The organism is Amycolatopsis sp. NPDC003676, assembly GCF_053587275.1.
In genome coordinates, this window is the sequence record NZ_JBSFNS010000112.1 from 1 (window position 1) to 26591 (window position 26591).

Sequence of the window (26591 nt, forward strand, 5' to 3'; positions counted from 1 at the left end):
GCTTGTCAAGGCATCTTTCCCGCCTTGACAAGCACCTCCGCGCCGTAGTCACACTCAGCTTCGGGGTGCCCCACGCACCACTCAAAAGCAATGTCGCCGCCAGGCGACGAGCCGACCCCCCGGGAACTCACACAAAAACCCCACCCAACACAGCCGAAGCCTCCCCCACCATCCCGTCCACCTCAGCCAAGAGCGCCTCGATCTCCCCCCACCACCGCAAATCCCGCCCGGAATCCGGAATCAACGAAGTCCCCACCAGCAACAGCAAAGTATCAATCTCAAAAGCCCGATCAGCCAACCGCAACAACGGCACCGGATCCCCACCGACGCCGCCCCCGACAGCGGCCCGACAAGCCGCATGCCCCAACCCGCGACACACCGTCCGCAACCGCTCCCGCACCTCATCCGCCCGCGGATCAGCCCGAGGCCCGCCAGTCCGGATATTCCACGCCACCGAAAGCAAACAGCGTCCGGCATCGTCCATCGACGTGTTCATCACCGGGCGAGTCTGGAAGCACCATCCCCGCGACGGGTGACCCGACACGCAAGGCTCACCGCATCGAGTGAAGCAACCGCACAGTCGCGTCAAGCGGCAGCCGGTCGTCCGCGGCGCGCGCGAGGAAATCCTTGATCCGCTGCCCGTCCGGCGTCAACGAATCCACGTCGTTGACCTCCGCACTGGCCGCCTCCAACGTCCCCAGCCCGGCATTGTGGTGCGCGTCCCGAACCGCGTTCCGCAGCACCGCCAGCTCCGTCGCCGACGGCCCCCGCTTTTCCGCCCGCAACCGCTCGACAATTCGAAGCACCTGCGGCGAATGCGCGGCCAACGACTGTCGCCCGGCGAACGACGCGACCATCCGCGGCGTCGCGGAGACCGAGGCTGGCGGCGGTGGCACCTCGACCGCCTCGCCCACCACTCGCAGACTCTCCAATGCCGCAGCACGCCGCCGTTCGCTCTCGCGCACGCGCGCGAGCGGATCCTTCCGCCGGAACGACGCGATCGTGCGGGCCTCGGCCCTGGCCCGCTCCCCCGCGTCGGTCAACCGCGAGCGCCGTTGATACGTGCCCTCGTCCGCCGCCTGCTTGCGCCGGTTCGCGAGCCAGGCCTCGAAGGTCTGCCCGCGCCGGGGCGGTTCGCGCACCTCGGTCAGGTCTCCGGCAGCGGACTCGTCGACGAACCAGCCCTTCATCCGCGACCGCAGGAAATCGCCCGGCTTTTCGCCGGCCCGGCGCGGCCGCTGGCGCGTCCCGTCCGGCAGCGCGCTCATCGCGATCAGCAGCGCGTCCGGGCAGTATCCGTTGGAGTACCAGAATTCCAGCTGCCGCTCGACGTCGTCGCGTTCCTCCCGCGTCAGCCGCTCGGACACCCAGCCCATGCGGCGGACGAGCACGCCCGTCGCCTGCGAACGTTCGCGCGCGTCGGCGGGCACGACCGTCGCCGGCCACTCCTGATCCGCGATCCGCACCACGCCGCACCTCCCTAGCCAGCGCCGCCTACGTTAGCCCGCCCCACCGACAATTACCGCGCCCGCCGCAGCACCGTCACCGTGTTCACCGCCACGATCACCCCGATCGAGGCCCACGCGACGGCGTCGAGCCGCTGGTCCAGCAGCACGAGCCCGACGAGTGCGGCCAGCACCGGGTGGACGCTCATGAACGCTCCGAAGAACTGCGCCGGGACCCGCCGCAGCGCCATCAGATCGACGAGAAACGGCAGCGCCGACGACAACAGCCCGGCGGCGAGCGCCGCCGCGAGCGCGCCCGGCGTCGGCGGGTGGTGCAGCATCGCGAACACCCCGATCGGCACGTAAAGCAGACCGGACACCCCAGCCGCGGCGGCCGAACCCGCCGCGCCGGGCAGGCGACGGCCGACGGTGCGGTTCAGCAGGATGTAGCAGGCCCAGCACAGCGCGGCGACCAGCGCGAGCCCGATCCCGAGGTAGTCCGTGCTCGGCTGCGGCCGCATCAGCGCTCCGACCGCGACTGCGGCGGCGACCGCGCACGCCAGGTCCGTCCGGCGGCGCGAGCCAGCCAGCGCGATCGCCAGCGGGCCGAGGAATTCGAGCGTCACGGCCAGTCCGAGGCCGATCCGGTCGATCGCCGTGTACAGCGACAGGTTCATCGTCGCGAACACGGCGGCCAGGCCGAGCACCGGCCACCACTGCCGCGCGGTGAATGTCCGCAGCCGCGGCCGTCCGACCGCCAGCAGCACCACCGCCGCCACCCACTGGCGGACCGCCACCACGCCCGGCGGGCCGAGGACCGGGAACGCGAGCGCCGCCGTCGCCGCGCCCACCTGGTTGGACAGCGCGCTGCCGAGCAGCATCGCGGCACCGGCCGCCCGGGTGTTGCCGCGCGTTCGCGGAGCCAGTTCCGTAGTCGCCATGCGGTCGAGCATGAGACCGGCCGATCCATGCGCAAAATGCATTGACCGCATCAGCGATACGCTGGACGCATGGATCTGGAGCTGCGGCAGCTGCGCTGTCTCGTGACGATCGTGGACGCCGGGACCTTCACCGACGCCGCGCTCGAACTCGGCGTCTCGCAGGCGGCCGTATCGCGGAATTTGGCTTCGCTGGAACGGGTTCTCGGCGTGCAGCTGCTGCACCGCACCAGCCGGAGCCTCGAACCGACGACGGCCGGCGTCCAGGTGCTCGCACGCGCCCGGCACCTGCTCGCCGAGGCCGACGATCTCGTCCGCGAAGCGACCACCGGGCACACGCGGCTGCGCATCGGCCACGCGTGGTCGGCGATGGGCAAGCACACCGCGGAATTCCAGCGCCGCTGGGCCGCGCGGTACCCGGACGTCGAACTGCTGCTCGTGCGCGCCAACACCGCGACCGCCGGGCTGGCGGAAGGGCTGGTCGATCTCGCCGTGGTGCGGCATCACGTGCCCGCGGGAAAGTTCGCGCACGCGACGGTCGGGCACGAGGACCGTTACTGCGCCATGGCCGTCGACGATCCGCTCGTGCGCCGCCGCACCGTCGCGCTCGCCGATCTCGCGTCGCGGCTGCTGGTGGTCGATCCGCGCACTGGCACCACTTCCGCCGACCTCTGGCCGCCGGACGCGCGCCCGCGGATCGAGCCGACGCACGACGTCGACGACTGGCTCGCCACGATCACCTCCGGCCGCTGCGTCGGCGTCACCCCGCATTCGACGGTGACGCAGTATCGCCGCGACGGCATCGTGTACCGGCGGGTCCGCGACGCCCCGCCGGTGCCGGTCCAGCTCGCCTGGCGCGCACACGATCCGCATCCGGCCACGCATGCCGCGGTGGCCTTGCTCGGCGAGCTGTACCGGACGCCGCCGAAACGGGAAAGCGCTTCCGCTCGCCCGCGTTGAATCCATTGTGGATCTTGAAAACCGGGACGATCATTTTCCGTTGACGCGGGCGCGCGGGGCGACAATGATGAAGCTGTCCAGCCACGAAAGGAACCACGGAATGCCGCACCGCGCCGAATGCATGCACCTGTCGGGCATTCCCGGCTCCGCGCCATGACGTGGCCTGCCACGCCGTGAGCGAGGAGCCGCCCGCCGGAGCACCGGCCGGGCGGCTTTTGCGTTCACGGCCCGTAACGACCGTGGAAAGGAGGTGCCCGTCGCCATGGGAGTCCTGGTTCTCAACGCCGGCTACGAGCCCCTGCACACCGTCTCGCTCCCCCATGCCATCCGGATGCTGGTCCGCCAGGTCGCGGTCGTCCACGAAAGCGACGGGCCGGACCTCGGCGTCTTCCCGCGGCCGAAGGTGGTGCGGCTGCTGCGCTACGTCGTGATGAAGTGGCGGTATTCCGGGCCGCCGCGCTGGTCGCGTTCCGGCGTGCTGCGGCGCGACCGGCACACGTGCGCCTACTGCGGGCGCCGGGCCACCACGGTCGACCACGTCACGCCGGTCTCGCGCGGCGGCCCGCGCACGAGCTGGCTCAACACCGTCGCCGCGTGCGGCGGGTCGGCGCGCAGCTGCAACGCGCGCAAGGCCGACCGCACGCCGGCGGAAGCCGGGCTGACGCTCCGGTTCGCGCCGCGCGTGCCGCGGTGGGAGGAGCTGCATCCGCTGACCGGACTGTCCACTTGAGACTCGCGGTAAGCTGGACCTCGTGAAGGGCTTGCTGGTGCGGTTGTCCGCGGTCGATTCCGGCGCGGAAACGGCGGTGCGCGTCATCGCGTATTTCGACGAGCTGATCGCCCGCCGTGCGACACTGCCGGATTTGCTGCGCGCCACGGCTTTTCTCGCGGAATGCGTAGCCGGGATTCGCTGTGTCGACGGAACCGTACTGCGGTTCCGCCCGACCGGCGAACCCGGCGGCGACGGTCCGGTGCCGCCCGGCGCCGTCGTAGTGGACCTCGACGGCGCCGGGCGGGTGTGGCTGGAACGCGCGGGCGAGCCCGGTCCGCTCGACGTCCTGGTGCTCGAACGGCTCGCGATCTCGGCGAAAGTGCTCAATCCCGTCGAACCGCAGCCCGCCGCACCGCATCTGGCGGACCCGGCATTAGTCGAACTAGTGCTGGGCGAGCAGGCCGCGGACGAGGACCGGACACGGGCACTGACCCTGCTCGGCCTGGACACCACACGCCCGCTGCGAGTGGTGGCGGTCGGTTCTGGCCCTGGCCGCGACGCCGGTGCGGACGCTGTAGCCCTCGTCGCCCGCGGCGGCCCGCTCGGTGCGCGGGTGGCTGTCGTCGGCGGGGTGGCCGCGGTGGTGCTGCAGCCGCGCGAAGGTCCGGATTCGGTGGTCCCGACGTTGCGCGAGACGCTGGCGTTGCGGGCCAAGGACCGCACGCTGCCGGACACCGTCCGGGTAGGCGTCGGCGACGCGGTCGACGGTTTGGCGGCCCGGAGTTCGTGGCTGCAAGCTCGCCTGGCCACCCGATTCGCGGCGAAATCGCGGCCGCTGATCGTGCACGAGGACCTCGGCTCGGCGACGCTGCTGGCGGAGATCCCGGCGGAGCGGTTGCGCGCGCAGCCGGACGTGCTGGCGTTGAACGCGCTTGCCGAGAGCGGTGATCTGGAAACGCTGGAAGCCTTCTGCCGCACGGGTTCCTTGCGCCAAGCGGCGATCGCGCTGCACCGCCACCACAGTTCGGTGGCGGCGCGCTTGGCGCATGTGGAGGACGCGTTGGGGTGGACACTGGACGACACGGCGGGACGGTTCCGGGCGCGGATGGCGTTGGTGGCACGGAGGTTGGCGGAATCTGCTTGAGGGACAGCGATTCCGCTCGCGCGGGGGTCCCCCCGTTATCCACTCTATCGGCTCCCACCGACAATTCCGGTGCCCTCAGCCCGCCTCGACCCCCAGCACCCGAGCCAGCACCGCCAGGCGCTCCGCGGTCTCCCGGCGGCTCACCGTCGCGTGCCGGAGCACCGCCGAGCCGTGGAAAGTACCCGGGAACAGATGCAGTTCCGTAGGCACCCCAGCCGCCAGAAGGGCTTGGGCGTAAGCGATTCCCTCGTCCCGCAGCGGGTCGAACTCCATCACCGACACGTACGCGGGCGGCAAGCCCGAGAGATCGGTCGCCCGGGCCGGCGCCGCGTAAACCGAGACGTCCGGGCCGCCGCGTTTGCCGGGGCCGCCCAGGTAGTAATCCCAGCTCGCCTCGGCGGCGCCCCGGTGCCAGATCGGGGTGTCCGCGAACTGGCGCATGCTGCCGGTCTCGAGGCGGTCGTCCAGTTCCGGCACGGAGAGGAACTGGAACGCGATCGACGGGCCGCCTCGGTCGCGGGCCAAAAGCGCCAGCGCCGCGGCCAGTCCGCCGCCCGCGCTCACGCCGTAGACGACCACTTTTTCCGGGTCGACGCCCAGTTCGTCAGCATGCTTGACCGACCATTCGAGCGCCGCGTAGCAGTCCTCCAGCCCGGCCGGGTACGGATTTTCCGGCGCGAGCCGGTACTCGACCGACACGACCACGACACCGAGTTCCCGTGCCAGTTCGACATTGGTCGCGTGGTCGACTTCCAGGTCGCCGAGCGCGAAACCACCGCCGTGGATGTCGAACAGCAGCGCCTTCGTCGCGACGCGATCCGGCGTGTAAACCCGGATCGGAACGTCCGGTGCGCCTTCGGGGCCGGGCACGGTCTCGTCGCGCGCGGTCACGCCGGTGCCGTCGAACTCGCCTTGCATCGAGGCGAGCAGCTCGGCCATTCCCGCGCGCGAGGCAGCGACGTCGCGGAAGTCGACTTCGGGCAGCATCGGGATCGCGGCGGCGATTTCGGGATCGAACGGATAACTCATCAACGGCCTCCGTCTTCCAGGTGAGGACTCCATCGTGCCGAAATCCCGAGCCCGGCTAGCACCGCCACATGTCGCGTACTGCGCGGGGTCGACCCGCCAAACGGCGAAGCCCGCCAAGCCAAAGAAAGCCGAAGACTCAGCGCCCCACCTTTTTCCAGATCACCACGACCCCGATCACCGCCACCAGCACCGCCCCCAGCACGATCAGCCCCTTCACCAGCAGATCGTGCATGAGATGCTGCAGGATCCCGTCCCCGTCGGCGAGCAGCGCCGCGTTCACCGGCCGGACCGCTTCCGGCCCGGGTCCTCGTCCAGCCACCGCGCGGCCTGGCGCACGACCTCGCCGCCGACGCGTCCGCGCACTCCCCGCGCCCCGCGCCGGTCCATCGCCTGAGCGGCGGATTTCGCGAGCGTTGCCGCGCCTTCCCGCACGCGCTCCCCCTTGCCCCGCCGCCGCAGCGAAACGATCAGCGCGAAGCCGGCCAGGCCGACGACCACGACGATCGCGGCGATGATGCCGAACCGGATCAGCAGGATGTTCAGCACCGTCTCCACGGCGCACCCCTTTCTGTCACACCTGTGATACAAACCGTTTGTATCACGTCTGTGATATAAAAGTCCAGTGCCTAGAGTGGTGGACGGGGAAGAGCGACGCGCGCACATCGCCGACGCGGTGCTGCGGCTGGCCGCGAAAGACGGGCTGCACGCGGTCTCGCTGCGCGCGGTCGCCGCGGAGTCGGGGCTGAACATCGGCTCGGTGCGGCATTACTTCGACAGTCAGCACGCGCTGATGCGGTTCGCGATGCGCACCACCATCGACCGGACGACCGCGCGGCTCGTCGAACGCCGCGAGAAGATCGGGTCGCTGTCGGAGCTGTCGCCGGAGGAAGCCGTCGACCAGCTCACCGAATTCCTGTCCGAACTGCTTCCGCTGGACGAGCGCCGGCGCACCGAAGTGACCGTGCTGGTGGAATTCCTGATGGCCGCGCGCGCCGATCCGGGATTGGACGACCTGGCCAGGGAAGCGGTTCAAGGCACCGTGACGCTGGCTCGCCGCATTCTCGACGCACAGGTTCGCAGCGGCCGGTTCGAGCCGAAGGACCCCGAAGTCGAAGCGCCCCGGCTGGCCGCGCTCATCGACGGGATCGCGTTCCGGGCCGTGCTGCAGCCGGAACTCACCTCGGCCGACGAGTGCGTCGCCGTCCTTCGCGCGCACCTCGCCGAACTCGTCCGGCCGGTGGGTGACACCCAGGTGTGAGAGCCGGGAAGAGGGGGTAACCGGCGGAACTGGAGCGGTTCCAGATCCCCGGGGAGGACTCCGATGCCGGACTCGGCGGCGACGCTGCGGGCGGCGGGCCTGCGCGTCACCAAGCCGCGGCAAGCCGTGCTCGGCTGGCTCGGCGAGCACCCGCACGCGACCGTCGAGGCGATCGCGGCGGGCGTGCGCGAGAGCCTGGGCAGCGTGTCGATCCAAGCGGTCTACGACGTGCTCGCCGCGTGCGGCGAAGCGGGTCTCGTCCGCCGGATCGAGCTGTCCGGGCATCCGGCGCGGTTCGAACGGCGGACCGGCGACAACCACCACCACCTGGTGTGCCGCCGCTGCGGCCGGGCCGAGGACGTCGACTGCGTCCGCGGCGAGGCCCCCTGCCTCACGCCGCACGACCGGCGCGGGTTCGCCGTGGACGAGGCCGAGATCGTCTTCTGGGGTCTGTGCCCCGACTGCTCCGGCGTTTCCGACCACCACGAGGAGTTCGCGAGATGACCGAAGAACCGAAACCCCCGGCGACCACCACGGACGCCGGCATCCCGGCCGAGAGCGACGAGCATTCGCTCACTGTCGGCCCGGGCGGCCCGATCCTGCTGCAGGACCACTACCTGATCGAGCAGATGGCGCAGTTCAACCGGGAACGGGTGCCGGAACGGCAGCCGCACGCGAAGGGCAGCGGCGCGTTCGGCCGCTTCGAGGTGACCAACGACGTCAGCCGCTTCACCAAGGCCGCGGTGTTCCAGCCGGGCGTGAAAACCGAAATGGCCGCCCGGTTCTCCACCGTGGCGGGCGAGCGCGGCAGCCCGGACACCTGGCGCGACCCGCGCGGGTTCGCGCTGAAGTTCTACACCACCGAGGGCAACTACGACCTCGTCGGCAACAACACCCCGGTGTTCTTCATCAAGGACCCGCTGAAGTTCCAGCACTTCATCCGGTCGCAGAAACGCCGCGCGGACAGCAACCTGCGCGACCACGACATGCAGTGGGACTTCTGGACGCTCTCCCCCGAATCGGCGCACCAGGTCACCTGGCTGATGGGCGACCGAGGGATCCCGCGCACGTGGCGGCACATGAACGGCTACAGCTCGCACACCTACATGTGGGTCAACGCCGCGGGCGAGAAGTTCTGGGTCAAGTACCACTTCAAGACCGACCAGGGCGTCGAGCACTTCACCCAGCACGAGGCCGACCAGATGGCGTCGGCGGACACCGACTACCACACCCGCGACCTGTTCGAGGCGATCGCGCGCGGCGACTATCCGAGCTGGACGCTGCACGTCCAGGTGATGCCGTTCGAGGACGCGAAGAACTACCGGTTCAACCCGTTCGACCTGACGAAGGTGTGGCCGCACGGCGACTACCCGCTGATCGAGGTCGGGAAGATGACGCTCGACCGCAACCCGACCGACCACCACGCCGAGATCGAGCAGGCCGCGTTCGAGCCGAACAACCTGGTGCCCGGCATCGGCCCGAGCCCGGACCGGATGCTGCTGGGCAGGCTCTTCGCCTACGCCGACGCACACCGGTACCGGATCGGCGCGAACTACAAGCAGCTGCCGGTGAACGCGCCGACCGCGCCGGTGCACAGCTACAGCAAGGACGGCGCGATGCGCTACGCCAAGGTCTCCGACCCGGTGTACGCGCCGAACTCCAAGGGCGGTCCGCGCGCCGACACGGAACGCTACGGCACGCCCGCGGGCTGGCACGCCGACGGCGAGATGGTCCGCTCGGCCTACGTCGACCACGCCGAGGACGACGACTGGGGCCAGGCCGGCACGATGGTGCGCGACGTCCTGAACGACGCCGAGCGCGAGCGGCTGGTGGACAACATCGTCGGGCACCTGCTCAACGGGGTGACCGAACCGGTGCTGAAGCGAGCCTTCGAGTACTGGCACAACGTGGACAAGGATCTCGGCGACCGCGTCGAGTCCGGCGTGCGCGCGAAGCAGAACGAGAAGGACCCGAAGGCGGCGGAGCAGGCCAACCCAGCGCGGGAAAGCATGCAGCGCAAGGCATAAGGCGATTCCAAGAGCGGCGGTGCCGGTTCTCCCCGGCGCCGCCGCTTTCGTGTCCTCTGTGGACGGCCGGAAAACCGTGCGGCGATTCGCGGCAGTCTGGGTAGAGTGCCGGGACATGGGGCATTTGGAGGCCGCGCACCTGCGCTACGTGCTGCCCGACGGGCGTCCGCTGCTCGGCGACGTCTCGTTCCGGGTCGGCGAGGGCGCGGTCGTCGCATTGGTCGGCCCTAACGGCGCGGGCAAGACCACGTTGCTGCGGCTGCTGTCGGGAGAGCTGAAGCCGGACGAGGGCGCGGTCACGGTGACCGGCGGGCTGGGCGTGATGGCGCAGTTCGTCGGGTCGGTGCGCGACGAGCGCACGGTGCGGGATCTGCTGGTTTCCGTTGCCCCGCACCGGGTCCGCGATGCTGCCCTGGCGGTCGACGCGGCCGAGGAGCGGCTGCTGAAGGTCGACGACGAGGCCGCGCAAATGCGGTACGCGCAGGCGCTCAGCGACTGGGCCGAAGCTCGTGGGTACGAGTTCGAGACTGTTTGGGATATGTGCACCACCGAGGCGCTCGGCGTGCCGTTCGACCGCGCGCGCTGGCGGCTCGTGCGGACGCTCAGCGGCGGCGAGCAGAAACGCCTGGTGCTGGAAGCGTTGCTGCGCGGGCCGGACGAGGTGCTGCTGCTGGACGAGCCGGACAACTACCTCGACGTGCCCGGCAAACGCTGGCTCGAAGCCCGGCTGAAGGAAACCCGCAAAACCGTCCTGTTCGTGTCGCACGACCGCGAGCTGCTCGCGCGAGCGGCGGACAAGATCGTGAGCGTCGAGCCCGGCGGCGACGGCGCGGACGCCTGGGTGCACGGCGGCGGGTTCGGCACGTATCACGAGGCGCGACAGGAACGGTTCGCCCGCTACGACGAACTGCGTCGGCGCTGGGACGAGAAGCACGCCCAGCTCAAACGGCTCGTCCGGGACATGCAGCAGTACGCCGCGCGCAGCGACGAGATGGCGTCGCGGTACAAGGCGGCGCAGACCCGGCTCCGGAAATTCGAGGAGGCCGGTCCCCCGCCGGAACCGCCGCGGCCGCAGGACATCCGGATGCGGCTGCGCGGCGGACGTACCGGAATGCGCGCGGTGACCTGCAAGAACCTGGAACTGACCGGGTTGATGAAACCGTTCTCGCTGGAGATCTTCTTCGGCGAACGGGTGGCGGTGCTCGGGTCGAACGGCTCCGGGAAGTCGCACTTCCTGCGCCTGCTCGCGGGCGGCGACGTCGCGCACACCGGCGACTGGAAGACCGGCGCGCGCGTCGTGCCCGGCCATTTCGCGCAGACGCACGCCCGCCCAGAGCTCACCGGCCGCACACTCGTCGACGTGCTGTGGACGGAACACGCGCGCGACCGCGGTGCGGCGATGTCCGCGCTGCGCCGGTACGAACTGCACCGCCAGGGCGAGCAGGTCTTCGACCGATTGTCCGGCGGGCAACAGGCGCGGTTCCAGATCCTGTTGCTGGAACTGGCCGGAACCACCGCGCTGCTGCTGGACGAGCCGACGGACAACCTCGACCTGGAATCCGCCGAGGCGCTGCAGGACGGGCTGGAGTCCTACGAAGGCACCGTGCTCGCGGTCACGCACGACCGCTGGTTCGCGCGCTCGTTCGACCGCTACCTAGTCTTCGGTTCAGACGGCGTCGTCCGCGAGACACCGGAACCGGTCTGGGACGAGCGGCGGGTCGAACGGGTTCGCTAGTCCTTGCGCAGCAAGGCATCCAGCTCGCGCACCAACTCCCCCGCCCGCCCGCGACCGCCTGGCGCTTTCGGATACCGCGACAGCACCCGGACGACCACCGGATCGGCCGCCGGGTGCTGCGCCGTCATTCCAGCCAGTTCGAACGCGTACGCCGCATGGCCAGCCGGGCCGAGGATGTGCCACACCTGCGTCGCCTTCGCGAGCGGATGCAGGAACGCCGCCCCGGCAGCGGCGACAGCAGCTCGCGCGGCCTCGCTCGCTGCGGTCTGCCCGGCGTCGCGGGTTTCCTGATACGCCCGTTGCGCCGCCCACGCGCTGTCGCGGATTGCCTTGCTGCGCTTGGCTCCTTGCGCAAACGCCCGAGCCGCCTCGATCGCGTCGTGCGGGCGGCGGTCGTCCGGACGGGCTTGTTCGAAGATCGGCAGCGCGGGCTCAGCACAGGCCACCGCGTAGGCGGTGACGGCGCGAAGCTCGGAGAGGTCGAGTGCGATCCGCTCGGTCATGTGCTTGAACAGTATCGTTGAACTGCCGGTTGGCACTTGCGATCGGCTTCCGGCAGGAACTTCAGGCGAAACCCTCAACCGGGGAAGGACGGCGGTGGACGAGCGGAGCGCGTGGTCCGAAGCCGACAAGGCGGCGTACCGCCGGTTCGTGCGCACCCACCACCCGGACGTCGGCGGCGACCCGGCCGAATTCGCCGCCGGGCTCCGGGAATTCCGGCGCGGCCAAGGAAACGAAAGCGCCGCGCGGGCCCAGGGCCCACGCGGCGAATCCGTGGTGTTCGTACGCCGGAGCCGAGGGGTGTCCCGGCTGTTCGAGGTTCTTGCCGAGCGAAGGCGGCGGAAGCGGAATCCGCGCGTGCGCTAGCGCGTCACATCCCGCCGGTCAGCGCCTGCAGCCCGAGGCTCGACGCGGCGACCGCGATCCACAGGATGGCTCCCATCAGCAGCGGCTTGTGTCCCGCCTTGCGCAGGTCGGACGGCTTGAGCGCCAGGCCGATCCCGGCGAGCGCCATGGTGATCAGGAAGGTGCCGAGCGTCGACAGCGGCGCGTGCCACGATTCCGGGATCCAGCCCGCGCTTTCCACCGTGGCGGCGGCGAGGAAGCCGATCAGGAACGGCGGCACCAGCCGGTGCCAAGGCATGGCGCGCAAGGAAACCCGGCCGCCCGACTGCTTGCGCGCGGCGAGCACGGCGAGGAACAGCACGATCGGAATCAGCGTGAGCGTCCGAGTGAGCTTCACGACCAGGCCGTAGGAACCAGCGTCGCCGCCATAAGCGTAGGAAGCCGCGACGACGGAGGACGTGTCGTTCACCGCGGTTCCGGCCCACAGGCCGAAGGCGTGCGGCGACATCCCGAGCGCGTGCCCGAGCGGCGGGAAGAGCAGCACCGCGGCGACGTTGAAGGTGAAGATCGTGCCGAGCGCGTAAGCGATATTGGCTTCCTTCGGCTTCAGCACCGCGCTGGTCGCCGCGATCGCGGACGCACCGCAGATGCCGGTGCCGACGCCGATCAGCGTCTGCGTGTCCCCGCGGACGCCGAGCAGCCGGCCGAGCACCCACGCACCGCCGAGCGCGACCGCGAGCGTGCCGAGCATCACCGGCAGCGACTGGCCGCCGACGTGCACCACCTGCTGGATCGAGAGCCCCGTGCCCAGCACCACGATCGACAGCTGCAGCACCGGACGCGACGCGATCGCGTAGCCCGGGCTGAACCGCCAGCTCCGCAGCGACGGCACAACCGCGCCGGCGACCGCGCCGAGCAGGATCGCGAGCACCGGCCCGCCGACCACCGGCACCAGCTTCCCGCCCGCCGTCGCCACCGCCGCGACCAGCAGCGCGACCGCGAGCCCCGGCACCGGGCGGGCGAGCTTGGCCCGCCACTGCACCGTCGCGCGCGTCGCTCCCAGCGCCGCGCCGGTCACCGGTTCACTCCTGTGCGCACTCTGGCCTCCTCGGTAATGTACGTACATTTAATCTAAGAGCTGTCCGTACATTTGGCAAGCGGTACTGTTCCCGGCATGGGCGAGGCAGAGCTGGTGCGCACCGGCGGACAGCCCCTGTGGCGGCAGTTGCAGCAGCGGCTGCTGGTGCGCATCCGCGCCGGGGAGTTCGACGGCGCGTTCCCCGGGGAACTGGCGCTCGCCGACGAATACAGCGTCAGCAGGCAGACGGTCCGGCAGGCGCTGCGGGAACTGCGCGCGGACGGCACGCTCATCGCCGAACGCGGACGCCAGCCCCGCGTCGCCGCGGCCGCCGAGATCCAGCAGCCGCTCGGCGCGCTCTACAGCCTGTTCGCCGCGGTCGAGGAGGCCGGGCTCGACCAGCACAGCGTCGTCCGCCGGCTCGACATCCGCGCGGACGCCGTGGTCGCCGAACGGCTGTCGCTCGAGGGCTCCACTCCCCTGCTGTACCTGGAACGCGTGCGGCTGGCCGGAAACGACCCGCTGGCCGTCGACCGGGTCTGGCTGCCCGCCGACCTCGCGCGGCCGCTGCTGGACGCGGATTTCCAGCACACCAGCCTGTACGGCGAACTCCACCGCCGCACCGGAGTCCGCCTCGACCACGGCGAGGAACAGATCCGCGCGGTGGTGCCGACGCGGGCCGAACGCACCCTGCTGGGCTGCGGCGAAACCGTCGGCGCGTTCTCCATCGGACGCCTGGGCACCAGCGCGGGCAAACGCATCGAATGGCGGCACACCCTGGTGCGCGGCGACCGGTTCGCGCTGACGGCGGAGTTTTCCGGGCGCACCGGGTACCGGTTGGTCACGACGGGGGCACTTGCCGGAACCCGCTGACCCGGCGGGCACCGGGTCGCTACGCTCCGCGCATGTCGATCTTCGCGCGGATTCTGCAGGTCTTCTTCATGGTCCTCGGGCTGGCCAGCATCGGGGTCGGGCTGATCATGGTGCTGATCGCCAAGCCCTACTGGACGTGCGAGGTGTCCCGCAACGAACCGAACTACACCTCGTGTCGCTCGACCGACCTCGAGTCGTTCACGAGCTACCACCTGTTCTGGTTCGTGCTCGGCCTCGCACTCGAGATCATGGCCGTGGCGGTCGTCGCGGGCGCGCGCCGCAAGACCGTCGAAAACCTGCTGATGTCAATGGCGGCACCGACGACCGGGCCCACGTTCTCCAGCCCGCTGCCGTCCGCCCCCGGTCCGGTGCCGCCCGGCCCGTACCCCGGCTACCCGCAGCAGCAGCCGCCGTACCCGGGGCAGTAAGTCAGCCGATCCGGATCCCGGCCAGCTGCGTACCTTGCGCGACCAGCGTCCCGGCGCTGTCCCACACGTGGCAGGACTCGTCGACCCGCCCGTCGCCGATCAGATGAGCCCGGTGCAGCACGCGCACCGGCCCGGGAGCCGGATGCGCCCGCACATACGCGGTCAGTTCAAGCGTCGGAACCCAGCCGGAAGGCGCGACGTCAAGGGTCGCCGGCGGCAGGGCGTCGACCGCGAACAGCAGGCTGACCGGATCGAACGGCTCGTCGCCGGGCAGCGCGAGCAGGGCGCGCAGTTCGCCGCGGCCGCTGGGCCCGTCGGCGAGCGGGCGGTCGAAGTACACGTCGATCTCGTCGCGGATCGCGATCGGGATGCCGGACGACAGCACGTCCGGGCCCCACGGCTCCTCCGGAAACGGCCCGAACTCCGGCCGCGGCACGCCGTCCTGCCAGAACGGTTCGGCCGCGCCGAGGACGCCCAGCGTCAGCAGCGCCTCGACCTGCGGCACGCCGTCCTTGAGCAGCCGTCCGCGCAGCTGGGTCGCGGTCCGGCCGGTGCGCAGCACCTCGACCTCGATCTCCGCCGGGCCCGGTTCGGGCGAGCGCAGGTAGTGCGCGCTGGCGGCGAGAACGTCCGGGTGCCCGGAAACGACGGTCGCCGCGCGGGCGATCGTGGCCAGCAGGTAGCCGCCGTTCGGGCGGCCGCCGATGGTCCACGCCGGGCTGAGATCGACGCTGAACTCGGTGTCCGAACGCTGTTTGACCGCGGACACCGCGGCGAAGGTCGTCGTGCTCACGGTTCCCTCCAGGTGAGTTGCTTCCCGCAACCTACCTGCTAGGCCGCCTGGGAGTCCCGGGCACTGAGACCCATACCACCCGTTTCGCCCGCGCCGCCGAGATTTCCCCGGCAAGATGTGCGCGGTGCGTGTCGAGGACGGCGCGCGGGTTCCGTTCCCTTGGTGAGCCCGCCCGGAAGCGGCGAGCCGGACACTGGAGGAAACGCTATGCCGAAGTACATGCTGCTGCAGACCTACGCCCAGGGCGAAGACTGCGACATCCCGCTGCCCGAGTGGGCTCCGGAGGACATCCGCGCGCACATCCAGTTCCAGCACGTGCTCAACGCCGAACTGTCCGAGGCCGGGGAACTCGTCGAGGCGGAAGGCCTTGCCGGGCCGGAAGCGGCGAAGACCGTGGTCGCGGACGGCAAGGGCGGCGCGGTCGTCACCGACGGGCCGTTCCCGGAGGGCAAAGAACTGCTGGCCGGATACCGCGTGGTGGACGTCGAATCGGAGGCGCGGGCGCTGGAGATCGCGACCCGGGTTTCGGCCGCGCCGGGTCCGGAAGGCGCGCCGCTGCGGGTGCCGATCGAGGTGCGCCAGGTGATGAGCGCGCCGGAGGTGTGATGTCGCGGCCCGAGGTCGAGGACCTGGTGCGCACGCTCGCGCCCCAGGTCCTCGCCGTCCTCGTACGCCGGTCCGGTGATTTCGGCGCGGCCGAGGACGCGACGCAGGAAGCTCTCCTCGCGGCGGTGCAGCATTGGCCTGCCGAGGGGATCCCGGAGAATCCGCGCGGCTGGCTGCTGCAGACCGCCAGCCGCCGGATCATCGACAGTTTCCGCAGCGACCAGGCCCGGCGGCGGCGCGAGGACACGGTCGCCGCCGAGCCGCGGGCCGCCGACGTGCCGGATCGCGACGACACTCTGACGCTGCTGTTCCTGTGCGCGCACCCGTCGCTGACCTCGGCGTCGGCGATCGCGCTGACGTTGCGGGCCGTCGGCGGGCTGACGACCGCGGAGATCGCCAGCGCGTTCCTCGTGCCGGAAACCACGATGGCGCAACGGATCAGCCGGGCGAAGGCGAAAATCAAGAAGTCCGGCCTGGCGTTCCGGATGCCCTCCGCGGACGAGCGGCAGGCGTCGCTGCGGTCCGTGCTGCACGTGCTGTACCTGGTGTTCAACGAGGGATACACGAGCAGCGGGGGCCGCCGCCTGCACCGCACCGAACTGTCCGCCGAGGCGATCCGGCTCGCGCGGCTGCTGCACGCCGCGCTGCCGGACGACGGCGAAGCCGCCGGATTGCTCGCGCTGATGCTGCTCACCGACGCCCGGCGGCCGGCCCGCACCGGACCGGACGGCGACCTCATCCCGCTCGCCGACCAGGACCGGGCGCGATGGGACCGTTCGCTCATCCGGGAAGGCGTCGCGCTGATCACCGCCGCGCTGACCCGCGACGGCATCGGCGAATACCGGCTGCAGGCCGCGATCGCCGCGACGCACGACATCGCGTTGCGGCCCGAAGACACCGATTGGCCGCGCGTGCTCAAGCTGTACACGCGGCTCGAAGCGCTGACCGGCAACCCCGTCGTAACGCTCAACCGCGCGATCGCGACTGCGATGGTGCACGGGCCGGACGCCGGGCTCGCGATGCTGGCCGGGCTCGACGACCGGCTCCCCGGCCACCACCGCCTCGCCGCCGCCCGCGCGCACCTGCTGGAAATGGCCGGTCAACGAGAGGAAGCGATCCGCCACTACACCGCGGCCGCCGCCCGCACCGGAAACACCGCCGAGCAGCGCTACCTGACCCTGCGCGCGGCCCGGCTCCGCACTGGCCATTCCACAAGTCGCTCGCCGATCGGCACCGAGTAGTATCAGGACACTTCACGAGCGGAGCGCACCATGGCGAGCATCGAAGACGCCCGTCGCCGGACCGGGTACGACGTCACCGAGACGGCTGCCGACGAGGTGCTCTCCGCCCTGCGCGCCGCCGAACCGCCCGCGCCGGACGCCGGGATCGTCTGGTGGCTGTACGCGGGCCGGAAGCCGCGGACGCCGTACCTGGTCGCCGGTCTGCGCGGCACGCGGGGAAGCCTGGCGTGGCACGAAAACGGCGAGACTTACCTGCCCGCGGACGGCTCCGGCGAGGATCCCGTCGACTACTTCAGTCTTCAGGGCGCGCACTTCCCGCAGCCGTCCGGGAGCGAGGTTTCCGCCGAGGAAGTGCTGCGCGCGGTGCGGGAACTGTGCGAATCCCAGACGCGGCCCGCCGGAGTTTCCTGGAAGCCTGCGTAGCTTCTGTCCACATTGGACTTTATTGACGCGGGGCGAAGTCGTCTTTGTGCGCCCGGGCCCACTCGCGGAATGACGTCGCGCGCCCCGCGAACCGTTCCACCGTGTTGTTCACCGGCGCCACTCGACCCACCGCTGCCTCCTCGACGTCCATCAGGTGCTCCAGAATCGCCGCAGGCATCCACTCCGGCCGCCGCTCCAGCGCCTCGCTCCGCGTTTCGGTCGCCACTTCGATCGAGCGACCCAATTCCTCCGCCAGGGTTTCGACGATCGCACGCTGCGTCATCGATTCCGGCCCGGTCAGCGCCAGCCACTGCCCCGGATAGCTACGCTCCGTGAGCAGGTTCGCGGCAACCGCGGCCACGTCCGCCTCAGCCGTCGGCGTGAACTGCGACTCCGGAGAGAAGAGCCGCACCGGTTCTCCGGCCCGGATCGCCGCACCCCAGTCGCGCCGGGTGTTGCCCATCAGCCAGCCCGGATACAGCACCGTGAACGGCAGCCCGGACTCCGCCACCGCCGCCTCCGCGGGCAAATGTCCGAGCCGGATCGGATTGTCCGCGGACCCCTCGTAGACGTCCGGCGACGACAGCAGCACGACGTACGACACGCCTGATTTACGCGCTGCCGCAAGGAAATCCGCCGCGCTGTTCGGCCGCGTCGGATACAAGAAGATCGCCTCGACACCGCGCAGCGCGTCCTCGAACCCGGCGTCGGCGGTGAGATCCAACGACACCGCGCCCGGCAGGTCCAGCGCGGTCGCGTCACGCGCCGACCCGCGCACCTCGTGCCCGCCCTCGCGGAGCACCCGGACGACCTCGCTCCCGACATTCCCGCGCGCCCCCGTCACCAGGATGGTCATCCCACACTCCCTTTGCCCGTAAATTAACTTTGTTCGCAAAGCTATAGCCGTGACTCCTCGCTGTCAACTTCTCGCCTCCGGTACACGACCGGGCGAGATCGTTGTATGGATCGTGTACGGATCCCTCCGACACTCCGGCAGTTCGATTCGGACGAGTGAAGGGAGATCCGTCGTGGTCGGGAAAGTGATGGTCCGGCGCACGGTCGCCGCGCTGCTCGCCGCGGGGGCGGTCACCGCAGTCGCGACGCCCGTGAGCGCTGCCGAGACTTCCGGCGCCTGGCGCGCCGATCTGTCCTCAGTGGACGGTGACGACGTCAACGTCGCCACGTCCAGCGGCACGCTCACGCTGCGGGACCCGGCGTGGAGACCCGCCGACCAGGCCGCGGCCAGCGAGGGCTACCTGCTGTCGGTCGAACGCCGCCTGCCCGCGCCGGTGAACCGGGTAGCCGCGGCAATCTCCGCCGACGCACCGCAAGGCACCTCGGTGGACGTCGACGTCCGCGGGCGCTCCGGTGCCGACGACTGGACGGAATGGACCCCCGCCGGCACCGCGCTCCCCCGCGCGGTGAGCGTCGTGCAGACCAGGATCACGCTGTCCAGCACGACCGCCGCCCGCCCGACCGTGCGCGACGTCGAACTGACCGGCTCTCTGTCCCCGCAGGCGAACGCCATCGCCGCGGCCACCCCGCTCACCTACACGATCTACGCCACCCGCGAAGGCCTCGCCGGCCACACCACCGCGAACGGCCACGTCATCGCGAGCAACGACCACTTCGTCGCGCTGCCGTCCGGAAAAGCCTTGTCGCCCAAGGGAACCGGCAACTACACCGTGCGCGTGTGCAAGACGGACAACAGCCGCTGCGAATACGCGCCGGTCTGGGACGTCGGCCCGTGGAACACCAAGGACGACTACTGGAACCCGTCCTCGGTGCGCGCGGAGTACAAGGATCTGCCGCAGGGCCAGCCCGAGGCCTATGCCGCCTACCACAACGGCTACAACGGCGGCCGGGACGATCTCGGGTACAAGGTCGGCAACCCCGCGGGCATCGACCTCGCCGACGGCACGTTCAGCGCGGGCGTCGGTCTTGGCGACAACGGAAACGTGAAGGTCACCTACCTGTGGACGGGCTCCGCCGCGGCCACCGGTTTGGTGCAGACGGCGGGCGACCCGGTGAACGTGCGGTCGGGCGCGCACACGTCCTCGTCGGTGAAGGGCCTGGCGGCGAACTACGCCAAGGTGAACATCGAGTGCTATGTCAACGGGGACAGCGTGACCGGGAAGTTCGGGACGAGCAAGATCTGGGACCGCATCGGGCCCGGGCACTACATCTCGGACACCTACGTGAAGACCGGTTCGGACGGTCCGGTCGCGCCGCTCTGCTGAGGTTTTGGGGGTTGCCGGTGCGGGCCTGGGGGTTCCGCACCGGTTTCCTTCGCTCGCGGGTTTGGCCGGTGGGCTCTGCTTCCGAACTGACGGGAATGCCGTTACGGGCCTTGGGTTCCGCACCGGTTTCCTTCGCTCGCGGGGTTGGGGCCGGCGGGTTCTCGTTTCGAGCTGATCGGGATGCTTGCTGCCGCATCGAATGTGTCCTGGCAGCAATGCGTGGTTCCGGCCGCCGCTCGGGGATCCTCTGCAAATTCCTTCCGCCGCAGTACTTCTCCCGCGACTCTGCTCGCAATGCCTTTGCCCGGGCCGTGTTTGCCCAGCTTCTCCCCTCAGCCGCCGCGGGGGTCCGGATCCGGGCCCCCGCGGTTTCCACTCGTGCAGCGACAGTTTTCCGCTCAGCGACCGGTGAAGACCGCACCGCTATGCCGCACACCGGCGTCGGCTGGATCCCCCGCATTCGCGCGGCGCCACCAGCCGGACGTATCGCGCGCGACTTCCTGAGCGCGGCAAGGTAAAGTCCGGGATATGACGTCGCCGGAGGCCAACAGACGGTAGCCGCCCAGCCGAAGAGCTGGGCGGCGGAGTGACGGGTGCCGGGGTTTGCTCCCGGGCCGGGCTGACCGGCGGAAGCTTCACCACAGACACCGTGCGGTTGAGCGATCGACTGTGCCTCGAACAGGCTCTCGTGCGCGGAGTTCTGACCGGCGTCACCACAATGGTGTAGCCGCGGCCGCGTCCCGACAGAGCATTCGCACAGCGACCAGCGCATTCACTGCACCGGGGCTAGCACTAAGGCTTTTCGGCGTAGCCGCAGCACCGCTGGCGAAGTGCGCTCGGCATCGACATGTTCGGACGAAGCCTTCCCACGTCAGCGACGCCGCGACAAAGCCTGTCCGCGTAAGCACGGCAAGCCAACCCACGGCTGATACAAGCCAACGCGCAACTGGTGCACGCCCGCCGCACCTCACTGCGCAGCTGCCCCGCGCCCACGGCACCTCCCTCCGCCCTCGAAACCGTCCCATCCCTGGCGTCCACCGAACGCCACCAGCCAGGAGCCGAGTCTTGCCTCCCATCGTTTTCCTTCTCGCCAGCGCGGTCTTCGCGCAAGGCACGTCCGAGTTCGTCCTCTCCGGGCTCCTCCCCCAGATCGCCGCCGACACCGGCGTTTCCCTCGGCACGGCCGGGCTGCTGACGTCCCTCTTCGCGGCCGGAATGGTCGTCGGAGCGCCCGTGCTGGCGATGCTCGGCAGCACATTGCCGCGCAAGCGAGCGCTCCTAGCCTTCCTCGGGCTTTTCACCGCAGCACACGTCACGGCCGCCCTCACGACCGACTTTCCGCTCCTCCTCGGCACCCGCGCCGTCGCGGCGTTCGCCAACGCCGGGTTTCTCGCGGTGGCACTCGCGTCTCTGCCCGCGCTCGTCCCGCCGGACGCCATAGGGCGGGCGACTTCCGTACTGCTGTCCGGTGTCACGCTCGCGTGCATCGTCGGCGTTCCCGCCGGGACGGTGCTTGGGCAGTACGCCGGGTGGCAGGCCGCGTTCTGGGCCATCGCGGCGATCACCGCTATTGCCGCCATAGCACTGGCGACGACTTCGTTCGACGACACGCCAGCGACAAGCCCGGTGTATCGCGAGTGGCGGGTCCTGGCGCAGCCTCGGGTCGTAACGACCGTGGTCAAGGGGATTCTCGTCAACGGCGGGACATTCGCCGCCTTCACCTACCTCGGCACGATGTCCCCAGCAACAGCATGGGTTCCGGTCGTGCTGGCGGTGTTCGGAGTGGGATCGTTCGTCGGCGTCACGGTCGCCGGTAAGACGGGGCCGAAGATTCTCAAAGCTGGCGCAGCAGTGCTGACCACAGTGTGGGTGGCGGCCTTCTTCGCAGCGCAGAGTCTTCCGGGGCTTCTGACAGCCGCATTGCTCACGGGGGCGACGGCGTTCGGCGTCGGGTCCGCCCTGATCGCCAAAATTGTCACCACCGCCAGCGAGGAAGCGCCGCGAGTGGCGGGGGCGATCGCGACCACGGCGTTCAATCTCGGCGCGGTGGTCGGGCCCGCGGTGGCGGGGGCCGTCGTCGTGGACGCGGCGCATGCGCGGGCGGCGTTCTGGGTGAGTGCGGCCTTCACGGCGGCGGCGATGGTCGTGAAGGCCAGGAAGTAGCGAAAGGCGGCCCGGGCAAGGAAAAGCCCGGGCCGCCAGAACTCAGCGCAGGGTGTCCCAGCCCGCGTAGCGAGCCTCGGTGCCCAGCTCCTCCTCGATGCGGATCAGCTGGTTGTACTTGGCCGTGCGGTCGGACCGCGACAGCGAGCCCGTCTTGATCTGGCCGCAGCCGGTCGCCACCGCGAGGTCGGCGATCGTCGTGTCCTCGGTCTCGCCCGAACGGTGCGACATGACCGCCGAGTAGCCTGCCTTGTGCGCGGTGTCGACCGCGGACAGCGTCTCGGTCAGGGTGCCGATCTGGTTGACCTTGATGAGGATCGAGTTGGCGATGCCGCGCTTGATGCCGTCGCGCAGGATCTCGACGTTCGTGCAGAACAGGTCGTCGCCGACGAGCTGAACGCGGTCGCCGATGCCGTCGGTCAGCTGCTTCCAGCCGGTGTAGTCGTCCTGGGCCAGGCCGTCCTCGATCGAGACGATCGGGAAGCGCTCGGTCAGTTCGGTGAGGTACGCGACGTGTTCCTCGATGCTGCGCTTGCGGCCCTCGCCGGTGTAGTCGTACACGCCGTCGCGGTAGAACTCCGACGCCGCCGGGTCCAGCAGCAGCGCGATGTCCTTGCCCGGCTCGTACCCGGTCTTCTCGATCGCGCGGACCACGAACTCGAGCGCCTCGTCGGCCGAGCCCAGCTGCGGCGCGAACCCGCCCTCGTCGCCGACGTTCGTGTTGTGTCCCGCCTCGTGCAGCGATTTCCGCAGCGTGTGGAACACCTCCGAGCCCATCCGCACGGCGTCGGCGAACGTCTCCGCGCCGACCGGGCCGATCATGAACTCCTGGAAGTCGATCGGGTTGTCCGCGTGCGCGCCGCCGTTGATGATGTTCATCATCGGCATCGGCAGCAGGTGCGCGTACACCCCGCCGACGTACCGGTACAGCGGCAGCGTGTTCGCCGCGGCGGCCGCCTTCGCCACCGCCAGCGACACCCCGAGCGTCGCGTTCGCGCCCAGGCGAGCCTTGTTCTCGGTGCCGTCGAGGGCGATCAGGGCGCGGTCGACGTCGGCCTGCGCCTCGGCCTCCATGCCGGTCACGGCGTCGGCGATCTCGCCGTTGACCGCGTCGATCGCCTTGCGCACGCCCTTGCCGTGGAACCGCTTCGCGTCGCCGTCCCGCAGCTCGACGGCCTCGCGCGTGCCGGTGGAGGCGCCGGACGGCACCGCCGCCCTGCCCACGGACCCGTCCGCCAGCACCACGTCGACCTCGACCGTCGGGTTGCCCCGGCTGTCGAGCACCTCACGGCCCCGGACCCGGACGATGCCTGTCATAACGCTCCTCGGAGGTTCGAGCCGAAGCACTCGCGCACGCTCCGTGAAGCGCTCCGGCAGCAACGCGGCACCACGGCGAGCCGCACGTCACCACGGAGGCTAGCAGAACCGTTCTGAATCGATCCGGGAAAGCCGGGACACTCCACTTAGGACATTCCGGAAACCGTTTCCCGGCAAAGGGAACGAACCGGAACGCCGCGCGAAAACACTTCACGCGCCGGACTCCCGCCGTTCATCGACGGGCCGCGCGGCCAGCATAGCTTCGCTTGCGCCTGGAGCCGGAGGAGGCCTTCATGTCCAACACCGTCAGCCGTCGAGGAGCATTAGGCCTAATGGGCGCGAGCGCTGCCGTACCACTGCTGGGCACTGGTACGGCAACTGCGGCCGCTCTCGCGCCAACCCCGGGCGGTGGCGCGACACCGGTGCAGGGCTTGCATCTCACGTTCGGCCGCGACCCCGCGCGGCAGATGGTGGTCTCGTGGCTCACCGACGGCCCGGTCCGCCGTCCCCGCGTCCTCTACGGCACGCTCGACGACGGCTTCGGCTCGTACGCGCCCGCAGTCACGCGCACCTACCTCGACGGCGCGTCCAACCGCACGGTCTGGGTGCACCACGCCGAGATCAACCGCCTGTGCCCGAACACCGAGTACCTCTACGTCGCCCAGCACGACGGCGCGACGCCCGACGCGGGCACGTTCCGCACCGCGCCCGGCGGGCGGTCCGCGTTCACCTTCACCAGCTTCGGCGACCAGTCCGCGCCGCAGGTCACCTGGGATCTCAAGGGCGCGCCCGCGCTCGACTTTTTCTCCACCCCGGCCACGAAGGACATCGTCACCGGCATCGAGACCGTCGCGCCGCTGTTCCACCTGCTCAACGGCGACCTCTGCTACGCCAACCTCGACGTCGACCGCGTGCGCACCTGGAACAACTTCTTCACCAACAACACCCGCTCGGCGCGATACCGGCCGTGGATGCCCGCCGCGGGCAACCACGAGATCGAGAAGAAGAACGGCGCGCTCGGGATGGACGCCTACCAGGCGTACTTCCAGCTGCCCTCCACCGAAACCGACCCGGAACTCGCCGGGCTCTGGTACGGCTTCACCGTCGGCTCGGTGCGGGTGATCGTGCTGCAGAACGACGACAACTGCCTGCAGGACGGCGGCGACGTCTACGTCAACGGCTACTCCGGGGGGCGCCAGCTCGCCTGGCTGGAGAAAGAACTGGCCGCGGCGCGGGCGTCGCGCGACGTGGACTGGATCGTCGTCGCGATGCACCAGGTCATGATCAGCACGTCCGACGCGAACGGCGCCGACCTGGGCCTCCGAGAAAAGTACGGCCCGCTGTTCGACCGCTACGGCGTCGACCTGGTGCTGTGCGGGCACGAACACGACTACGAACGCTCCCTCGCCGTGCACGGCGTCGTCGCGGAAAGCGAGACGCTCACGCCGAACCCGGTGTCCGACGCGACCGACAACATCGACGCCACGCACGGCACCGTGCACATGATTCTCGGCGGGGGCGGCGTCTCCGGCACCACCAACGGCAGTTTCTTCAAGGACGGCACCGGAAAGGTGCTGACCGCCGTCGCGGACAAGCGGGATCCGGCCACGGGCAAGCGGAAACCGACCTACGTGCGCGAAAAAGCGGTGTGGAGCGCGGTCCGCGACCTCGACCACCCCTACGGATTCGCGGCGTTCACTGTGGACCCGGGGCATCGTCCGGGCGGCACGACGACCATGCACGTCACCTACTACAACGTGAACAAGCCGACCGGCGAGCTGTCGGTGTTCGAACGGTTCTCGCTGCACCGCAAGCGTGCCGACGGCTGACGTCAACCCCTTCTCCGGCCTGGTCCGGACCACCCCTCAAGGCGGACAGAACGATCCTTAGCCGCGCTACGCTTGCCGCGGACCCGGTGGCCGCAACGGACACCTCCCCCATCGTCAGTCCATTGTGGACCATCGGGCCGCGAGGAGCGCCCATGGATCACGCCGTCACCCCTTTCGTGCTGGACCCGGCGGCGCCGGACGTACACGGCGAGGGCGCCCGGCTTCGCGCCCGCGGGCCGCTGACCGTGGTCGAACTGCCCGGCGGCGTGCTCGCCTGGTCGGTCACCAGCCTGCCGCTGCTGCGCAGCCTGCTCGCCGACCCGCGCGTGTCGAAGGACGCCCGGCGGCACTGGCCCGCCTACCGGGACGGCGAGATCACCTCCGACTGGTCGCTGAACATCTGGGTCTCGGTGCAGAACATGTTCACCGCCTACGGCGACGAGCACCGCAGGCTGCGCTCGCTGGTGTCGAAGGCTTTCGCGCCGGGCCGGATCGCCGCACTGCGCCCGGTGGTCGCCGAAATCGTCGACGGCCTGCTCGCCGGTCTCGAAGCCGGGCCGGCGGAAACCGACCTCCGCGATCGCTACTGCTACCGGCTGCCGATCGAGGTGATCTGCCGGCTGGTCGGCGTCCCCGAACAAGCACGGCCGGGCCTGCGCACCGCGGTGGCCGGGATCTTCGCGACGTCGGCGACCTCGGAAGAAGCGACCGCGAACGTCGAACTGCTGTACGGAATTCTCGCCGACCTCGTCTCCCAGCGGCGCGCCGAGCCGGGCGACGACCTCGCCACCGCACTCATCACCGCCCGCGACTCCGACGGCTCCCGGCTGAGCGAAGCGGAACTGGTGGACACGCTGATCCTGGTGATCACCGCCGGGCACGAGACGACGGTCAACCTGCTCGACCAGGCCGTGACCGCGCTGCTGACGCATCCCGCGCAGCTGCGTGCGGTGCTGGCCGGAACGCGCACCTGGTCGGACGTCGTGGACGAGACTTTGCGCTGGCAGGCACCCCTTTCGCACCTGCCGCTGCGATTCGCGCTGGAGGACATCGAGGTCGAGGGCACGACCATCCACGCGGGCGACCCGATCCTCGCCTCGTTCGGGCCGGCCGGGCGCGACGAGAACCACCACGGGCCGGACGCGAACGAGTTCGACCTGTCCCGGAAGGACAAGTCGGCGCTCGCGTTCGGGCACGGCGTGCACTATTGCCTCGGCGCGCAGCTCGCCCGGATGGAAGCGGAACTCGGACTGCCCGCGTTGTTCGAGCGGTTCCCGGACCTGGCGCTGGCGGTGGGCGGGGAGGAGCTGGAGCCGGTGCCGTCGTTCATCACCAACGGCCACGTGACGTTGCCGGTGCGGCTCAGGCGCTCGTGAGTGCCTATGCCGGTTAGAACCGGCTTAGCCACTCACGAGACCGAGGCGGACTCGCACGGGACAGGCGAGGTGTGGCGGGCGGGGCAGGTCGTCGTGAGTGCCTATCCCGGTTAGAACCGGGATAGGCACT

At 70.2% G+C, this 26591-nt stretch carries 28 protein-coding genes; 17 read left to right on the plus strand and 11 right to left on the minus strand.

Translation table 11 applies throughout. The features are described 5' to 3' along the window. Window positions 1–127 precede the first annotated feature (127 nt). The 3 genes from ACWDNU_RS37715 to ACWDNU_RS37725 are packed head-to-tail and all read right to left on the minus strand — an operon-like array spanning window position 128 to window position 2386. Window positions 128–496 carry a hypothetical protein gene (locus tag ACWDNU_RS37715; RefSeq protein ID WP_449672382.1) on the minus strand — a complete coding sequence of 123 codons (369 nt, stop codon included), beginning with the start codon at window positions 494–496 and terminating at the stop codon, window positions 128–130. A gap of 55 nt (window positions 497–551) precedes the next feature. Beyond that, window positions 552–1469 (minus strand): hypothetical protein, encoded by a 918-nt coding sequence (locus ACWDNU_RS37720; protein ID WP_449672361.1) that lies wholly within the window; start codon window positions 1467–1469, stop codon window positions 552–554. Between the two features lie 50 nt (window positions 1470–1519). Then, window positions 1520–2386 carry an EamA family transporter gene (locus ACWDNU_RS37725; RefSeq protein WP_449672362.1) on the minus strand — a complete coding sequence of 289 codons (867 nt, stop codon included), beginning with the start codon at window positions 2384–2386 and terminating at the stop codon, window positions 1520–1522. A gap of 69 nt (window positions 2387–2455) precedes the next feature. Between ACWDNU_RS37725 and ACWDNU_RS37730 the strand changes: the two genes are divergently transcribed. The 3 genes from ACWDNU_RS37730 (at window position 2456) to ACWDNU_RS37740 (ending at window position 5199) form a co-directional block, all read left to right on the plus strand. After that, a complete protein-coding gene (locus tag ACWDNU_RS37730; protein WP_449672363.1) occupies window positions 2456–3343 on the plus strand; it encodes a LysR family transcriptional regulator in 888 nt (295 codons plus the stop codon). 262 nt (window positions 3344–3605) lie between these two features. Continuing rightward, the gene (locus ACWDNU_RS37735; protein ID WP_378311634.1) at window positions 3606–4073 is read left to right on the plus strand and encodes an HNH endonuclease; all 468 of its coding nucleotides are present in this window, start codon (window positions 3606–3608) and stop codon (window positions 4071–4073) included. 22 nt (window positions 4074–4095) lie between these two features. Beyond that, window positions 4096–5199, plus strand: a complete 1104-nt coding sequence (locus tag ACWDNU_RS37740) for a helix-turn-helix domain-containing protein (protein ID WP_449672364.1) — start codon at window positions 4096–4098, stop codon at window positions 5197–5199. 75 nt (window positions 5200–5274) lie between these two features. Here the strand turns inward: ACWDNU_RS37740 and ACWDNU_RS37745 are convergent, their stop codons facing one another. From ACWDNU_RS37745 to ACWDNU_RS37755, 3 genes are all read right to left on the minus strand, one after another. Continuing rightward, window positions 5275–6228 (minus strand): alpha/beta hydrolase, encoded by a 954-nt coding sequence (locus ACWDNU_RS37745; RefSeq protein ID WP_449672365.1) that lies wholly within the window; start codon window positions 6226–6228, stop codon window positions 5275–5277. Window positions 6229–6364: 136 nt separating this feature from the next. After that, on the minus strand, window positions 6365–6508 hold the full coding sequence (locus ACWDNU_RS37750; protein ID WP_370938385.1) for a hypothetical protein: 144 nt from the start codon (window positions 6506–6508) through the stop codon (window positions 6365–6367). Further along, on the minus strand, window positions 6505–6783 hold the full coding sequence (locus tag ACWDNU_RS37755) for a hypothetical protein (protein WP_370938386.1): 279 nt from the start codon (window positions 6781–6783) through the stop codon (window positions 6505–6507). Before ACWDNU_RS37755 ends, ACWDNU_RS37750 begins: the two co-directional genes overlap by 4 nt. Before the next feature lie 67 nt (window positions 6784–6850). On the opposite strand from ACWDNU_RS37755, the gene ACWDNU_RS37760 reads away from it, so the two are divergent. The 4 genes from ACWDNU_RS37760 (at window position 6851) to ACWDNU_RS37775 (ending at window position 11248) form a co-directional block, all read left to right on the plus strand. After that, the gene (locus ACWDNU_RS37760) at window positions 6851–7486 is read left to right on the plus strand and encodes a TetR/AcrR family transcriptional regulator (RefSeq protein ID WP_449672366.1); all 636 of its coding nucleotides are present in this window, start codon (window positions 6851–6853) and stop codon (window positions 7484–7486) included. A 63-nt stretch (window positions 7487–7549) separates the two neighbouring features. Next, window positions 7550–7990, plus strand: coding sequence for a Fur family transcriptional regulator (locus ACWDNU_RS37765; RefSeq protein ID WP_449672367.1), 441 nt, complete (start codon window positions 7550–7552; stop codon window positions 7988–7990). Next, entirely contained in the window at window positions 7987–9513 is a 1527-nt protein-coding gene (locus ACWDNU_RS37770) for a catalase (RefSeq protein ID WP_449672368.1), read from the plus strand. Before ACWDNU_RS37765 ends, ACWDNU_RS37770 begins: the two co-directional genes overlap by 4 nt. A 115-nt stretch (window positions 9514–9628) precedes the next feature. Further along, the gene (locus ACWDNU_RS37775; protein WP_449672369.1) at window positions 9629–11248 is read left to right on the plus strand and encodes an ABC-F family ATP-binding cassette domain-containing protein; all 1620 of its coding nucleotides are present in this window, start codon (window positions 9629–9631) and stop codon (window positions 11246–11248) included. On the opposite strand, the gene ACWDNU_RS37780 is transcribed toward ACWDNU_RS37775, so the two are convergent. Next, window positions 11245–11751, minus strand: a complete 507-nt coding sequence (locus ACWDNU_RS37780) for a putative immunity protein (RefSeq protein ID WP_449672370.1) — start codon at window positions 11749–11751, stop codon at window positions 11245–11247. The genes ACWDNU_RS37775 and ACWDNU_RS37780 overlap by 4 nt on opposite strands. 94 nt (window positions 11752–11845) lie before the next feature. On the opposite strand from ACWDNU_RS37780, the gene ACWDNU_RS37785 reads away from it, so the two are divergent. Next, window positions 11846–12115 carry a hypothetical protein gene (locus tag ACWDNU_RS37785; RefSeq protein WP_449672371.1) on the plus strand — a complete coding sequence of 90 codons (270 nt, stop codon included), beginning with the start codon at window positions 11846–11848 and terminating at the stop codon, window positions 12113–12115. A gap of 4 nt (window positions 12116–12119) precedes the next feature. On the opposite strand, the gene ACWDNU_RS37790 is transcribed toward ACWDNU_RS37785, so the two are convergent. Then, window positions 12120–13172 carry a YeiH family protein gene (locus tag ACWDNU_RS37790; protein WP_370938395.1) on the minus strand — a complete coding sequence of 351 codons (1053 nt, stop codon included), beginning with the start codon at window positions 13170–13172 and terminating at the stop codon, window positions 12120–12122. Between the two features lie 96 nt (window positions 13173–13268). On the opposite strand from ACWDNU_RS37790, the gene ACWDNU_RS37795 reads away from it, so the two are divergent. Continuing rightward, complete coding sequence (locus ACWDNU_RS37795) at window positions 13269–14045, plus strand: GntR family transcriptional regulator (protein WP_354744497.1); 777 nt, start codon at window positions 13269–13271, stop codon at window positions 14043–14045. A gap of 32 nt (window positions 14046–14077) precedes the next feature. Next, window positions 14078–14473: a hypothetical protein gene (locus ACWDNU_RS37800; RefSeq protein WP_449672372.1), complete on the plus strand. Its 396-nt coding sequence runs from the start codon at window positions 14078–14080 to the stop codon at window positions 14471–14473. Window position 14474: 1 nt separating this feature from the next. Here the strand turns inward: ACWDNU_RS37800 and ACWDNU_RS37805 are convergent, their stop codons facing one another. Then, window positions 14475–15266, minus strand: coding sequence for a thioesterase family protein (locus tag ACWDNU_RS37805; protein WP_449672373.1), 792 nt, complete (start codon window positions 15264–15266; stop codon window positions 14475–14477). A gap of 207 nt (window positions 15267–15473) precedes the next feature. Between ACWDNU_RS37805 and ACWDNU_RS37810 the strand changes: the two genes are divergently transcribed. From ACWDNU_RS37810 to ACWDNU_RS37820, 3 genes are read left to right on the plus strand one after another with little or no spacing between them, the layout of a single operon-like run. Continuing rightward, complete coding sequence (locus tag ACWDNU_RS37810) at window positions 15474–15872, plus strand: YciI family protein (protein WP_449672374.1); 399 nt, start codon at window positions 15474–15476, stop codon at window positions 15870–15872. Continuing rightward, the gene (locus ACWDNU_RS37815) at window positions 15872–17113 is read left to right on the plus strand and encodes an RNA polymerase sigma factor (RefSeq protein WP_449672375.1); all 1242 of its coding nucleotides are present in this window, start codon (window positions 15872–15874) and stop codon (window positions 17111–17113) included. Before ACWDNU_RS37810 ends, ACWDNU_RS37815 begins: the two co-directional genes overlap by 1 nt. Before the next feature lie 30 nt (window positions 17114–17143). Then, the gene (locus ACWDNU_RS37820) at window positions 17144–17536 is read left to right on the plus strand and encodes an Imm1 family immunity protein (protein ID WP_449672376.1); all 393 of its coding nucleotides are present in this window, start codon (window positions 17144–17146) and stop codon (window positions 17534–17536) included. Window positions 17537–17555: 19 nt separating this feature from the next. Here the strand turns inward: ACWDNU_RS37820 and ACWDNU_RS37825 are convergent, their stop codons facing one another. Next, window positions 17556–18392 (minus strand): SDR family oxidoreductase, encoded by an 837-nt coding sequence (locus ACWDNU_RS37825; protein WP_449672377.1) that lies wholly within the window; start codon window positions 18390–18392, stop codon window positions 17556–17558. Window positions 18393–18564: 172 nt separating this feature from the next. On the opposite strand from ACWDNU_RS37825, the gene ACWDNU_RS37830 reads away from it, so the two are divergent. Next, complete coding sequence (locus ACWDNU_RS37830) at window positions 18565–19776, plus strand: hypothetical protein (protein ID WP_449672378.1); 1212 nt, start codon at window positions 18565–18567, stop codon at window positions 19774–19776. Between the two features lie 1065 nt (window positions 19777–20841). Beyond that, complete coding sequence (locus ACWDNU_RS37835) at window positions 20842–21939, plus strand: MFS transporter (protein WP_449672379.1); 1098 nt, start codon at window positions 20842–20844, stop codon at window positions 21937–21939. Between the two features lie 42 nt (window positions 21940–21981). On the opposite strand, the gene eno is transcribed toward ACWDNU_RS37835, so the two are convergent. Then, window positions 21982–23256: a phosphopyruvate hydratase gene (gene eno, locus ACWDNU_RS37840; RefSeq protein ID WP_449672380.1), complete on the minus strand. Its 1275-nt coding sequence runs from the start codon at window positions 23254–23256 to the stop codon at window positions 21982–21984. Window positions 23257–23549: 293 nt separating this feature from the next. On the opposite strand from eno, the gene ACWDNU_RS37845 reads away from it, so the two are divergent. Both ACWDNU_RS37845 and ACWDNU_RS37850 read left to right on the plus strand, forming a co-directional pair. Next, window positions 23550–25085 carry a purple acid phosphatase family protein gene (locus ACWDNU_RS37845; protein WP_449672381.1) on the plus strand — a complete coding sequence of 512 codons (1536 nt, stop codon included), beginning with the start codon at window positions 23550–23552 and terminating at the stop codon, window positions 25083–25085. Window positions 25086–25237: 152 nt separating this feature from the next. Next, entirely contained in the window at window positions 25238–26461 is a 1224-nt protein-coding gene (locus tag ACWDNU_RS37850) for a cytochrome P450 family protein (protein WP_370938406.1), read from the plus strand. Window positions 26462–26591 lie beyond the last annotated feature (130 nt).